The organism is Streptomyces sp. SM11, assembly GCF_002910905.1.
Lineage (GTDB): Bacteria > Actinomycetota > Actinomycetes > Streptomycetales > Streptomycetaceae > Streptomyces.
Genome location: NZ_NEUE01000143.1, coordinates 33,440 through 46,018, shown reverse-complemented (window position 1 = coordinate 46,018; position 12,579 = coordinate 33,440). Strand labels below are relative to the sequence as shown.

General features: G+C 71.7%; 10 protein-coding genes. 2 read left to right on the top strand and 8 right to left on the bottom strand.

Going from position 1 to position 12,579, the window contains the following annotated elements:
- Nucleotides 1-33 precede the first annotated feature (33 nt).
- On the bottom strand, nucleotides 34-858 hold the full coding sequence (locus B9S58_RS12150) for a maleylpyruvate isomerase family mycothiol-dependent enzyme (protein ID WP_103532134.1): 825 nt from the start codon (nucleotides 856-858) through the stop codon (nucleotides 34-36).
- A 199-nt stretch (nucleotides 859-1,057) separates the two neighbouring features.
- On the opposite strand from B9S58_RS12150, the gene B9S58_RS12145 reads away from it, so the two are divergent.
- Nucleotides 1,058-1,858 (top strand): carbon-nitrogen family hydrolase, encoded by an 801-nt coding sequence (locus B9S58_RS12145; protein WP_103532133.1) that lies wholly within the window; start codon nucleotides 1,058-1,060, stop codon nucleotides 1,856-1,858.
- A gap of 71 nt (nucleotides 1,859-1,929) precedes the next feature.
- Here the strand turns inward: B9S58_RS12145 and B9S58_RS12140 are convergent, their stop codons facing one another.
- Nucleotides 1,930-2,412: an LURP-one-related/scramblase family protein gene (locus B9S58_RS12140; RefSeq protein WP_103532132.1), complete on the bottom strand. Its 483-nt coding sequence runs from the start codon at nucleotides 2,410-2,412 to the stop codon at nucleotides 1,930-1,932.
- A 64-nt stretch (nucleotides 2,413-2,476) separates the two neighbouring features.
- Here B9S58_RS12140 and B9S58_RS12135 point away from each other — a divergent pair, with 64 nt between their 5' ends.
- A complete protein-coding gene (locus B9S58_RS12135) occupies nucleotides 2,477-4,294 on the top strand; it encodes an NHL domain-containing thioredoxin family protein (protein ID WP_103532131.1) in 1,818 nt (605 codons plus the stop codon).
- Between the two features lie 43 nt (nucleotides 4,295-4,337).
- Here the strand turns inward: B9S58_RS12135 and B9S58_RS12130 are convergent, their stop codons facing one another.
- The 6 genes from B9S58_RS12130 to B9S58_RS12105 all read right to left on the bottom strand — a co-directional run bounded on the left by B9S58_RS12130 (nucleotide 4,338) and on the right by B9S58_RS12105 (nucleotide 12,506).
- Entirely contained in the window at nucleotides 4,338-5,054 is a 717-nt protein-coding gene (locus B9S58_RS12130) for a DUF4232 domain-containing protein (RefSeq protein ID WP_103532130.1), read from the bottom strand.
- A 166-nt stretch (nucleotides 5,055-5,220) separates the two neighbouring features.
- A complete protein-coding gene (locus B9S58_RS12125) occupies nucleotides 5,221-8,106 on the bottom strand; it encodes a BTAD domain-containing putative transcriptional regulator (protein WP_103532129.1) in 2,886 nt (961 codons plus the stop codon).
- 160 nt (nucleotides 8,107-8,266) lie between these two features.
- The gene (locus tag B9S58_RS12120) at nucleotides 8,267-8,485 is read right to left on the bottom strand and encodes a DUF6458 family protein (protein WP_103532128.1); all 219 of its coding nucleotides are present in this window, start codon (nucleotides 8,483-8,485) and stop codon (nucleotides 8,267-8,269) included.
- A gap of 100 nt (nucleotides 8,486-8,585) precedes the next feature.
- The gene (locus B9S58_RS12115) at nucleotides 8,586-9,884 is read right to left on the bottom strand and encodes a M18 family aminopeptidase (protein ID WP_103532175.1); all 1,299 of its coding nucleotides are present in this window, start codon (nucleotides 9,882-9,884) and stop codon (nucleotides 8,586-8,588) included.
- Nucleotides 9,885-9,944: 60 nt separating this feature from the next.
- Nucleotides 9,945-10,568, bottom strand: coding sequence for a Uma2 family endonuclease (locus tag B9S58_RS12110; RefSeq protein ID WP_103532127.1), 624 nt, complete (start codon nucleotides 10,566-10,568; stop codon nucleotides 9,945-9,947).
- Between the two features lie 111 nt (nucleotides 10,569-10,679).
- Nucleotides 10,680-12,506, bottom strand: coding sequence for an acyl-CoA dehydrogenase (locus B9S58_RS12105; protein WP_103532126.1), 1,827 nt, complete (start codon nucleotides 12,504-12,506; stop codon nucleotides 10,680-10,682).
- Between the last annotated feature and the right edge of the window lie 73 nt (nucleotides 12,507-12,579).

Below are 12,579 nucleotides of genomic sequence, written 5' to 3'. Positions count from 1 at the left end.
TCCCGAGGCGCGGGCACGTACCCGGCGAAGCGGTTACGGCGTGACGGCGAAGTTGTCCAGGATCGCGGTGGCCAGCTCCTGGTCGCCCTCGGCCTTGATCCGGTCGGCGACGGCCGCGTGCCGGACCCGGCCGCAGGCGAGGCGGACGTACGTCTCCCAGTCCAGCGACAGCGTCACGGCGGGGCCCAGCGAGGGCGCGCCGTCGATCGAACCGCGGCCCTCCGCGTCGATCCGTACCGTCCGCAGGAACTCCACCGGGCCGTGCACATCGAAGACGACCGCCGAGTTGGCGGGCGCGCCCGCGCCCTTGGCGACCACCTTCGGAAGGCCGGCGAGCAGCAGGTCCCGGGTGATCAGGGCGCCGGGGGAGTCCAGGTTGCCGGGCTGCCCGAGCGCGGCCCGCAGGTCCTGTTCGTGCACCCAGAGGTCGAAGGCCCGCAGGTTCAGCGCTGCTTCGAGGGTCTGCTCGGTGCCCAGCGGCGCGCGGACCTTGGTCTCGGGGCTGCGCGACTCGTTGCGGAGCTGGCGGGCCCGGCGGATGAGGACGTACTCCAGCTCGGAGGTGATCTCCGGGGCGGTGTGGTGTCGCCGGACGTCGACCTGCATCTCCATGTAGCGGGCGAAGTCGCTCTGTACGTGGTAGAGGTCGCGCGGCAGGGTGTGGATCGGCCGGGGATCGCCGAGCATCTCGCACTCCATGCCGATGACGTGCGACACGATGTCGCGCACCGACCATCCCGGGCAGGGCGTACGGCGGTTCCACTCGCTCTCGGCGAGGGGCTTCACCAGCTCGGCTATCGCCTCGATGGCGTGGGTCGCGGCGTCGGTGTAGGGCTGGAGACTGGGATGGACGGTCACGGGACCCCTCGTGCGGTTCTGCGGTGCATGGGCTGGAGAGCAGGGAGTGCTGGCGGGTGGGTCGGCACTGACGGCGCTGTCGGCGAGCTGCGTGGGAGGTTCGATCGCTAAGTTACGCTGCGAGCAGGCACCCCGGCAGTGCTTTCGTGTGACGATCGTAGGCCCGTGTTGACGGCTTGAATGCCAGGACGGTGGTAGTGTGCGCGCCTCCCTCATCCAGATCGCAGTAGACCCGGACGAATCCGTCGATGCCCGCAGGGCGCGAGCGGCTTCCCTGGTGGTCGCCCAGCGGGGCGCCGACCTGGTGGTCCTTCCCGAGCTCTGGCCGGTCGGAGCGTTCGCCTACACGGCGTTCGCGGCGGAGGCCGAGCCGCTGGAGGGCCCCACGTACGAGGTGATGGCGAAGGCGGCGGCCGAGGCCGGAGTCTGGTTGCATGCCGGCTCCTTCGTCGAACGCGCGGACGACGGCACGCTCTACAACACCAGCCTGGTCCTCTCGCCCGAGGGTGAGCGCTCGGCCGTCTACCGCAAGATCCACCGCTTCGGCTTCGATCAGGGCGAGGCCGTGATGATGGGCGCGGGCGAGGAACTGGTGACCGTCGCCCTGCCGGACACCACGCTGGGCCTCGCCACCTGTTACGACCTGCGCTTCCCCGAGCAGTTCCGGGGGCTCGTCGACGCGGGCGCCGAGATGCTGGTCGTCGCGGCGGGCTGGCCCGAGCGGCGGCGCTCCCACTGGACGCTCCTGGCGCAGGCCCGTGCCGTGGAGAACCAGGCGTACGTCCTCGCGGTCGGGACGGCAGGCACCCACGCTGATGTCCAGCAGGCCGGGCACAGCATCGTCGTGGACCCCTGGGGCGAGGTGCTGGCCCGGGCGGGCGCGAACGAGGAGGTCCTGACCGTCGAGCTGGACCCGGCGAAGGTGCGCGCGACCCGGGAGCAGTTCCCGGCCCTGAAGGACCGCCGCCTGGGGCTCGCGCCGCCGCGCCTCGGCTCCTGAAGCCTGTCTCGGAGTTCGCTGTTTCACGTGAAACAGCGAACTCCCGCGCGTGGGCGTCTGCTCAGTTTCCCTTACTCCTTGTCCGCCAGCACGATGACGCACGTCGCCACCGCGATGAGCAGCGCGGTGTCGGCGTCGTCCCGGACGACGTCGATGCCGTACGTGTCCCGGATGGTCAGCCAGCGGCGCGAGATCTGGGCCAGTAGTTCGCCGTCGTACTCGATGGCGAACTCGCGGTCCAGGATCTTGCCGCTGACGTCCAGCTCCGTACCGTCCACCAGCGTGACCCGGTAGTGGTTGCGGAGCAGTGACAGCCGCTTGCGCTTGACCGTGGCCAGCTCCTCGCCGCCCCGTTCGATGAGCATCGTGCCGCGCAGGCTGATCAGCTTCTGCCGCAGCTCGACCAGGACCCGGCCGTCGGCGTCCTTCAGCTCGAAGGTGTCACGCAGCCGCATCGCCTTGCCGTCGACCAGGAAGACCTTGCGGCCCCCGTCGTCCTCGATCCAGTAGTCGTCGCCGATGGCGAACAGCCGCTCACGTACGAGAAGTCTCATGGGTCACAGGTTCCCCCGGGGCCCGGCGGAATGCGTGCAGGCGGTCCCGGTGTTGACTGGTGGCATGGCAACACGTGCACGCGTCCGCGCCTCCGAACTCATCGGCAAGGGCGGCTGGCTCAATACAGGCGACCACCAGTACACCCTCGCTGACCTGCGAGGACGCATCGTCATCCTCGATTTTTGGACGTTCTGCTGTGTGAACTGTCTGCATGTCCTGGACGAGCTGCGCGAGCTGGAGGAGAAGCACCGCGACACCGTGGTGATCATCGGTGTCCACTCGCCGAAGTTCGTCCACGAGGCCGAGCACCAGGCCGTCGTCGACGCCGTCGAACGCTACGAGGTCCACCACCCCGTGCTCGACGACCCCGAGCTGGCCACCTGGAAGCAGTACGCCGTACGTGCCTGGCCGACGCTCGTCGTGATCGACCCCGAGGGCTATGTCGTCGCCCAGCACGCGGGCGAGGGCCATGCGCACGCCATCGAGAAGCTCGTCGAGGAGCTGGAGGCCGAGCACGCCGCCAAGGGCACGCTCCGCCGCGGTGACGGCCCCTACGTCGCGCCCGAGCCCGTCGCCACGCATCTGCGTTTCCCGGGCAAGGCGCTGCTCCTGCCGGACGGCGGCTTCCTGGTCTCCGACACCACCCGCCACCGACTCGTCGAGCTGGACGCCGACGGCGAGACCGTACGACGCCACTTCGGCACGGGCGAGCGCGGCCTGAACGACGGCGGTCCGGACGAGGCCCGGTTCAGCGAACCGCAGGGGCTCACCGTGCTCCCGGACGGCCGGGTCGCCGTCGCGGACACCGTCAACCACGCCATCCGCGCCCTGGACCTCACGACTGGGGCGACCAGCACCCTCGCCGGGACCGGCCGCCAGTGGTGGCAGGGGGCGCCGACCAGCGGTCCGGCGCGCGAGGTGGACCTCTCCTCGCCGTGGGACATCGCCTGGTTCGGCGGCCGGCTGTGGATCGCCATGGCGGGCGTGCACCAGCTGTGGACGTACGACCCGGAGAGCGCGACCGTACGCGTGGCCGCCGGGACCACCAACGAGGGTCTGGTCGACGGGCCGGCCGCCGAGGCCTGGTTCGCCCAGCCGTCCGGGCTCGCGGTCTCCGCCGACGGGGAGCGGCTCTGGGTCGCCGACTCCGAGACCTCCGCGCTGCGCTGGGTCGACCACGACGAGCAGGTGCACACCGCCGTCGGCACCGGCCTCTTCGACTTCGGTCACCGCGACGGGGCCGCCGACCGGGCGCTCCTCCAGCATCCGCTCGGCGTGACCGCGCTGCCCGACGGGTCCGTCGCGATCAGCGACACGTACAACCACGCCCTGCGCCGGTTCGACCCGGCCTCCGGCGAGGTCACCACCCTGGCCACCGATGTCCGCGAGCCCAGCGACGCGGTGCTGGTCGACGGCGATCTGGTCGTCGTCGAGTCGGCCCGCCACCGGCTGACCCGGCTCCGGCTGCCCGACGAGGCGGTCCGGGTGGCCGACCAGGCGCACCGCACCCAGCGGGCCGCCACCGAGATCGCCCCGGGCACCCTCCGCCTCGACATCGTCTTCCAGGCGCCCGCCGGGCAGAAGCTGGACACCCGTTACGGCCCGTCGACCCGGCTGCTGGTCTCCGCCACCCCGCCCGAGCTGCTGGCGGACGGCTCCGGCGCGGGGACGGACCTCGGGCGCGACCTGGTCCTCGCGGACGGGGTCACCGAGGGCGTCCTGCACGTCTCCGCGATGGCGGCGTCCTGCGACGACGACCCGGCCAACGAGTACCCGGCCTGCCATGTGCACCAACAGGACTGGGGCGTCCCCGTCCGCGTGACCGCGACGGGAACGTCCCGGCTGCCGCTGGTGCTGGCGGGCATGGACGAGCAGGGCTGAGACGGTCCGACGGGCGGCCCGCCGGGCCTTCCTGCCGGGCCGCCTAGAAGTCGTCCGCACCGTTGCGCAGCTCGGTGGTCCAGTAACCCGTGGCCCACTTCTGCGGGTTGACGGAGAGGCCCTCGGGGGCGGGCGACTTCACGACCGCCATGCCGCCGCCGTTGGCCTTCAGCGTGACCGTGAACTCCTTCACCGTCTCGGTGTTCTCCTTCCGGCCGCCCTCGGACATGCGCACCGCGGCATAGGCGGACTGACCGGGCTCCAGGATCACCGGGACCTCCGGCCTGCTCTTGGCGACGGGCGGGACGATGCCCCGCGCGTTGTCCAGGAAGTGGATGTGCGGGTACTCCTTCATCTCGCAGCCGGCGCCGGAGGTGTTCTTCGCGCTCAGCGTGAGGTGGGTGTAGGGCGGGCCGTCCTGACGCTCGGCGGTGACCCGCAGACCCTTCGCCGTGCAGAGGGGGGCGGAGGCCGTGGCGGACGTGCCGCCGCTTCCGGAGCTGTCGGAGCTCTTGGTCGTGCCTGCGGCCTGCGTGGTGCCGGTGCCGCTGCCGGTGGATCCCGTGGTGCCGGTCTCCGTCGCGTCGTCGGCGGCCTTCTCGGACCCGGCGGCCGACGTGGCGACGGTCGCGGAGGCGCTCGTCGCCGGGCCCTCCGACCGGGTGCCGGTGCCGTCGTCACCGCAGGCGGTGAGGGCCAGAGCGAGGGCGGCCGTGGTCGCGGTTGCCAGGACGGTGGTGCGGTTGCGGTAGGTGCGCATGGAGATTCCCCCGAAGTGACGGTGAGGCGTGCGTCCGGTCGAGACACTCGCCCCTGAGCGGCTGACGGGAACGACTCTGCCCGCCGCCGCTCACGTATCGCTGCTGTCCCGCTGACGTCCCGCTGACGCCGGGGCCCGCAGGGCCGCGCCCGGGGGTGCGCTCCGCTCAGCTCCCGTCGGAGAGCCGTCGCAGCGCCTGGTCGTGCCGCCGCCGGAACTCCGTCCGCGCGGACACCCGCAGCAGTGCCTCCAGGGCCCGTACGGCTCCCTCGTCGTAGCCGGCCCGTTCCGCCTCCCGCGCGGCCCGGTCCAGCAGCCGTACGCCGTCCTCCTCGTCGCCCAGGGCCAGTTGTGCCTCGCCGCAGACGGCCAGCAGCAGGGAGCGGCGCGCCGCCTCCTCGTGCTCGGGTCCCAGATCGAGCGCGGCCCGGGCACAGGCGAGGGCTTCCTCGGGGCAGTGCGCGGTGAGGTGCATCCGGGCGAGGTGCTGGAGCGTGAGCATCTCCGTGTGCCGGTCCCCCTCCCGGCGGGCCAGTACGACCGCGCGAGCGCAGTTCTCCAGTGCGGTGGGGAGCGCGCCCAGTTCGGCCTGGACGACGGCCAGGTTGATCAGCGCGGTCGCCTCGCCGAGCGGGTCGCCGGCCTCCCGGGCGAGCCCGGGCGAGCGCTCCAGCAGGGCTGCGGCCTCGGAGGCGCGGCCCTCCTCCGTCAGCACCCAGCCCAGCAGTGTGAGCACCCTCGACTCGGCGTACGCGTCCTTCTCGGTGCGAGCCGACTCGAGGGCCAGTTCCAGCAGCGGGGACCAGCTGTCCCGCGCCCGCCACACGATCTGCGGCCACTGGAGCAGAATGATCCGCCAGGCCCGGTCGTCGAAGCCGGCCTTCCGGGCCGCGAGGGCGGTCAGCGCCAGGTTCTCGCGCTCGGTGGCCAGCCAGCGCATCGCCTCCGCACGGTCGGCGAAGTCCTGTACGGCACTGGGCCGGCGGTAGTCCGCCGGGAGCACGAAACAGGGTTCGCCGCCGGGCTCCGCCGTGTCGGCGGCGGCCAGGGCGGTGGCGATGGAGTGGTCGAGCACGCCGACCAGGGCCTCGCGCGCGGACGCCGGGTCCAGGCTCCGGGCGTAGAGACGGACCAGGTCGTGCAGGACCCAGCGCCCGGGGGCGGTCTCGGTGACGAGGTGGGCGGCGGTCAGCCGCTCCAGCGCCGCCCTGGCGGTGACCGGATCCGTCCCCGCGAGCGCGGCCGCCGCGTACGGGTCGTAGTGGCCGCCCGGATGGTGGCCGAGCCGCGCGAGCTGGTGGACGGCCCCGGACGGCAGATGCTGGACGGTGAGCCGCAGCGCGGCGGCGACCCCGGTGTCGTCCACGTCGAGGTACGCCAGCCGGCCGCGCTCGTCGGCCAGCTCGCCGGCCAGCGCGGCCAGCGTCCAGCGAGGCCGTCCCGCCAGCCGGGCCGCGGTGACGCGCAGGGCGAGGGGCAGGCCGCCGCACAGCTCGGAGAGCCGGCGGGCCGCCACCGGTTCGGCGAGGACCCGCTCCTCCCCCAGCACTCCGGCGAGCAGCGCCGTGCCGTCGTCGGTCTCCAGGGTGTCGAGCGGGACCGGCCGGGCGGCGTCCGAGGCGATGAGCCCCTCCAGCCGGTGGCGGCTGGTGACCAGCGTGACGCAGTCGGAACCGCCCGGCAGCAGCGTTCTGACGGTGGCGGAATCGCGGGCGTTGTCCAGGACCACCAGCAGCCTGCGCCGGGCGGTCAGCGAGCGGAACAGCGCGGCGGCGGCCGGTACGGACTCCGGAACGCGGCGCGGGGAGACGCCGAGCGCGAGCAGGAACTCCCGTAGCACGTCGATGAGCGCGGGTTCCCCGGCCGCGCTGAACCCGCGCAGATCGGCGAAGAGCCGCCCGTCCGGGAAGAGCGCGGGGTTGCGGTGCGCCCACTGGAGGGCCAGCGCTGTCTTGCCGACCCCGGCAGGACCGGTCACCAGAAAGACGGGCGCCTCGCCCGCCGCCGACCGGCTGAGCGCGGCCAGTTCGGCGGCGCGCCCGTGGAAGCCGCGAGGGACGCGGGGCAGCAGGTCGACGAGGTGCGGATCGCCGGCCGGTGACGGGGGCATGGCCGGGAAAGGTGAAGGCGGCGGTGCGGGCGAGTCCGTTCCCGCACCGCTCCCGGCACCATGGGGCAGGTACCCGGCGTCACGGCACAAGTCACCGGCGTCACGGGACGAGTCCCCAGGACCGGACGGGGCCCCGGCACCGGGCGGGACGGTGTCAGGGGAGGGCCCGGCGGCCTCCGGCGGGGCGGTGCTCGTGGGCCCCGGGGCGCCGCGCAGGATCAGCGCGTAGGCGTCGGCGAGCTCGTGCCCCGGGTCGATGCCCAGCTCGTCGGCGAGGAGCCGCCTCGTACGGTGGAAACGGTCCAGGGCCTCCGACTGGCGCCCCGCCCGGAACAGCGCCAGCATCAGTTCCGCGGCCAGCGACTCGCGCAGCGGATGCGCCGCCGTCTCCGCCGTCAGCAGGGCGGCGGCCCGGTGGTGCTCACCGAGCGCCCCGTACGCGCGGGACAGGTGCTCGACCGTCGCCAGCCGCGATTCCTCCAGGGAGTGCGCGGCCACCCGGAGCGGCGGACCGGCGAACGCCCCGCTGAGGGCGGGGCCCTGCCACAAGGACAGGGCTTCCTTGAGCATCAGCACGGCGTCGGCGGGACCGCGTTGCTGCCGCGCCAGCATCAGCAGTTCCTCGAACCGCTGCGTGTCCAGCAGCGTCTCCGGGGCCCGCAGCACGTACGCGTCGCCGAGAGTGGCCAGCTCCACTCCGTACGCCTCCGCGTCCGCGCCCGCCAGCAGGGCGCGCAGCCGGGAGACGTGTCCCTGGATGACGCCACGGGCCTGTGAGGGCGGTTCGTCGTCCCACAGGCAGTCCGTCAACCGCCCCACGGAGACGGGCGTGTTGGCGGACAGCAGCAGAGCGGCGAGCAGACTGCGCCGTTTGGCGGGCCCCAGCGGCAGGGGCCCGGTGAGCGTTTCGACGGAGACCGTGCCGAGCAGCCGGAACTCCACGAGCGGCTCCCCTTCCGGGCGGGACGCGCCCACGGCGGGGGCGCGGGATCTGCCCCAGAATATCGGGGATTCCGCGGGTCCGACGCAGAGCCGAACGGTCCGGTGACGGCTTTCGGCCGTCCACGCCGACCGGGCGTCGCGCGAGGAGTCGCGCGGGGCGTCAGCGGTAGCGCTGCTCTTCGTCCTGGACGACGGTGGTGGACGGCACGACCATACGGCGGCGCCGCGCGACGCTCATGTAGACGAAGACCCCGATGAGGCCGACGAGCATCATGATCCAGCCGACCAGGTCGACGTTGACGGTGTCCATCTTCCAGTCCGTGGCGAACGCCAGGATCGCGCCCCCACCGATCAGGAGAATGCATCCTCCGAGTCCCATGAATTCCGCCTCCTCGACCGCCCGGTGAATCCGGGCCGGTGTACGGGGCGCGTACCCGCCCCGGCAACAACCATGTGCGAGGGGGCGGTTGGGCGGCGGGTCAGCCCGCGAGGAACGAGGCGAGCGCGTTCGCCAGCAGGTACGGGTCGTCGGCGCCGCACAGCTCACGCGCGCTGTGCATGGAGAGGATCGCCACGCCGATGTCCACGGTCTGGATGCCGTGCCGGGCCGCGGTGATCGGTCCGATCGTGGTGCCGCAGGGCATCGCGTTGTTGGACACGAAGCTCTGCCACGGCACGCCCGCCTTCTCGCAGGCCGCGGCGAACACGGCACGGCCGCTGCCGTCGGTGGCGTACCGCATGTTGACGTTGACCTTGAGGATCGGCCCGCCGTTGGCGACCGGGTGGTGCGTCGGGTCGTGCCGCTCCGCGTAGTTGGGGTGCACGGCGTGGCCGGTGTCGGAGGAGAGACAGACCGTGCCGGCGAAGGCGCGGGCGCGGTCCTCGTACGTGCCGCCGCGCGCGAACACCGAGCGCTCCAGCACCGATCCGAGCAGCGGCCCGTCGGCCCCGGTGTCGGACTGCGAGCCGTTCTCCTCGTGGTCGAAGGCCGCGAGCACCGGGATGTACGGGATGTCGGCGTCGGGCTGTCCGGAGACGGCGGCCAGGGCGGCGGTCGCGGCGTGCACCGAGAGGAGGTTGTCCATCCGGGGCCCGGCCACCAGCTCACGGTCCCGGCCCAGGTAGGAGGGCGGCTCGATGGCGTGCGGCATCAGGTCCCAGCCGGTGACGTCCTCCGCGTCGACGCCCGCCTCCTCGGCGACGAAGCGGATCAGGTCGCCCTCCTCCACATCGCCGAGGCCCCAGATCGGCTGCATGTGCTTCTGCCGGTCGAGCTTGAGCCCCTCGGCGTTGGCGGACCGGTCCAGGTGCACCGCCAGCTGTGGCACCCGCAGCAGCGCCCGGTCGATGTTGACCAGCCGGTGGGTGCCGTCCCGCAGCGAGATCCGCCCGGCCAGGCCCAGGTCCCGGTCGAGCCAGGTGTTCAGCAGGGTGCCGCCGTAGACCTCGACGGCGATCTGGCGCCAGCCGTGCGCCCCGGAGTCGGGCAGCGGCTTCACCCGGAGGTTGGGGGAGTCGGTGTGCGCCCCGGCGATCCGGAACGGGGTGTGCGCAGCCGCGCCCTCCGGCACGTACCAGGCGACGATCGCCCCGCCGCGCAGCACGTACTTCCCACCGGCCGACGCGTCCCAGGCGGCGGTCTCCTCGACCTGCCGGAAGCCGGCCTCCTCCAGCAGCGCGGCGGCGTTCGCCACGGCGTGGTACGGGGACGGGCTGGCCGCCAGGAAGGACATCAGGTCATCGGTGTGCGCACGGTCGAACCGGAGAGGGGAACTCATGTTCTTCACTGTAACGAGGACTCGGGGTCCGGTATCCGGTGACCGGGGAGTTCGGTTGCCCTACAGCTCGTCGATCGAGGTCAGGTCGATGTCGATGTCGTACGGGGCGGAGAGCTTGAGCCGGTCGTGGTGGACGCCGGTGGAGACGTACGTCTTGTTGACCGGGTCCAGCTCGTAGGTGATGACCATGGGGCGGTCGTTCTCGCCCGCCATCTCCACCAGCCAGAAGTGCTTGATGCCCGCCGCCGCGTACTTGTGGGGCTTCGTGTCGCGGTCGCGGTCCTCGGAGTCGGGCGAGACGACCTCGACGGCGAGCAGGACGTCGGCGGCCTGGTAGCGGGTCTGGCGGCGGCCCTTGATCGCTTCTGCTTTGACCACGACGACGTCGGGCTCCGGGGCGTTTCTCTTGCTCAGCACGATCGCCATCTCGCGACGCACGCGCAGGTCGCTCGGAACGTGCTGCCGCAGTCCCTGCTCCAGCAGGTACATCGCCAGCGTGTGGAAGTCTCGCTGCGGACTCACGAAAACCAGGCTCCCGTCGATCAGCTCTGTGTGCGGCGGGAGGTCAAGCGTGAAGAAGTCGTCCACGGTGTAGCCGTCCGTCGGCGGGACCGGCCACTTCGGGCCGTCCGGCTGGCGGTGCAGCGATTCGGGCAGTGCCTCGGCGGTCATGGTTCCTCCCATGGACGGGATTATGGGCCGTGCACTCAGCGTACCCAGCTGATACGACAGCGCCGCCACCCGAACGAATTCCGGATGGCGGCACTGGTTGACGTACGGACGAGGTGCGAGGTCCTAGAACACGGCCTCGTCCAGCTCCATCAGCGAGTTGTCGATCGACTCGGCGAGCGCGCGCTCGGTGGAGACGCCCGGCAGGACGTTCGCGGCGAAGAACTTCGCGGCGGCGATCTTGCCCTGGTAGAAGGAGACGTCCTTGGCGGAGGCGGTCGGCAGCTTCTCGGCCGCCACGGCCGCGCCCTTGAGCAGCAGGTAGCCGACGACGACATCGCCGGAGGCCATCAGCAGGCGGGTGGTGTTGAGCCCGACCTTGTAGATGTTCTTGACGTCCTCGCCGGTGGCGGTGAGGTCGGTGATCATCGTGCCGACGATCGCCTCCAGGTCCACGGCGGCGGTGGCGAGCGAGTCCAGCGCGGGGGCCAGCTCCTCGTTGCCCTGGGCTCCCGCGAGGAACTTCTTGATCTCCTCGGAGAGCGTGTTGAGCGAGGCGCCCTGGTCGCGGACGATCTTCCGGAAGAAGAAGTCCTGGCCCTGGATCGCGGTGGTTCCCTCGTAGAGGGTGTCGATCTTGGCGTCCCGGATGTACTGCTCGACCGGGTACTCCTGGAGGTATCCGGAGCCGCCGAAGGTCTGGAGCGACTGCGCGAGCTGCTCGTAGGACTTCTCGGAGCCGTAGCCCTTCACGATCGGCAGCAGCAGGTCGTTGAGGCCGTTGAGCGCCTTGGCGTCCTCGCCCGCGGCCTCCTGCTCCTGGATCGCGTCCTGGACGGAGGCGGTGTACAGCACGAGGGAGCGCATGCCCTCGGCGTACGCCTTCTGCGTCATGAGCGAGCGGCGCACGTCGGGGTGGTGCGTGATGGTGACCTTGGGGGCCGTCTTGTCCATGAAGTTCGCCAGGTCCGGACCCTGGACGCGCTCCTTGGCGTACTCCAGGGCGTTCAGGTAGCCGGCGGAGAGGGCGGCGATGGCCTTCGTGCCGACCATCATGCGGGCGAACTCGATGATGCGGAACATCTGGCGGATGCCGTCGTGCTTGTCGCCGATCAGCCAGCCCTTGGCGGGGTGCTGGTCGCCGAACGTCATCTCGCAGGTGTTGGAGGCCTTGAGGCCCATCTTGTGCTCGACGTTCGTCGCGTACGCGCCGTTGCGCTCGCCCAGCTCGCCGGTGGTCCAGTCGAAGTGGAACTTCGGGACCAGGAAGAGCGAGAGGCCCTTGGTGCCGGGTCCGGCGCCCTCGGGGCGGGCCAGCACGTAGTGGAGGATGTTCTCGGACATGTCGTGCTCGCCCGAGGTGATGAAGCGCTTCACACCCTCGATGTGCCAGGAGCCGTCGTCCTGCTGCACGGCCTTCGTCCGGCCGGCGCCGACGTCCGAGCCGGCGTCCGGCTCGGTCAGCACCATCGTCGAGCCCCACTGCTTCTCGACGGCGATCTCCGCGATCTTCTTCTGCTCGTCGTTGCCCTCGTCGAAGAGGATGCCGGCGAACGCCGGGCCGGAGGAGTACATCCACACGGCCGGGTTCGAGCCGAGCAGCAGCTCCGCGTAGCCCCAGATCAAGGAACGGGGGGAGGTGGTGCCGCCGATCTCCTCGGGGAGGCCCAGGCGCCAGTACTCGGAGTCCATGAAGGCCTGGTACGACTTCTTGAAGCTCGCCGGGACCGGGGCGGTCTTCGTCTCCGGGTCGTAGACCGGCGGGTTGCGGTCGGCGTCGGCGTAGGAGTCGGCGAGCTCGTTCTCCGCGAGGCGCGCGATCTCGTCCAGGATGCTCTTCGCGGTGTCGACGTCCATCTCACCGAACGGACCGGTGCCGTACACCTTGTCGCGCCCGAGGACCTCGAAGAGGTTGAACTCGATGTCGCGGAGATTCGACTTGTAGTGCCCCATGGGAAGGCTCCGTAATCAATAGCAGTGGCGCACAGCGCCCCGGGGAGTGATGCGGGTCGGGCGACAGGCAGGC

Bases quoted from the DNA above. Each gene is read 5' to 3' on its own strand.
- B9S58_RS12140 (WP_103532132.1), bottom strand. From the start codon at position 2,412: ATGAGACTTCTCGTACGTGAGCGGCTGTTCGCCATCGGCGACGACTAC.
- B9S58_RS12135 (WP_103532131.1), top strand. From the start codon at position 2,477: ATGGCAACACGTGCACGCGTCCGCGCCTCCGAACTCATCGGCAAGGGC.
- B9S58_RS12130 (WP_103532130.1), bottom strand. From the start codon at position 5,054: ATGCGCACCTACCGCAACCGCACCACCGTCCTGGCAACCGCGACCACG.
- B9S58_RS12120 (WP_103532128.1), bottom strand. From the start codon at position 8,485: ATGGGACTCGGAGGATGCATTCTCCTGATCGGTGGGGGCGCGATCCTG.
- B9S58_RS12115 (WP_103532175.1), bottom strand. From the start codon at position 9,884: ATGAGTTCCCCTCTCCGGTTCGACCGTGCGCACACCGATGACCTGATG.
- B9S58_RS12110 (WP_103532127.1), bottom strand. From the start codon at position 10,568: ATGGGAGGAACCATGACCGCCGAGGCACTGCCCGAATCGCTGCACCGC.
- B9S58_RS12105 (WP_103532126.1), bottom strand. From the start codon at position 12,506: ATGGGGCACTACAAGTCGAATCTCCGCGACATCGAGTTCAACCTCTTC.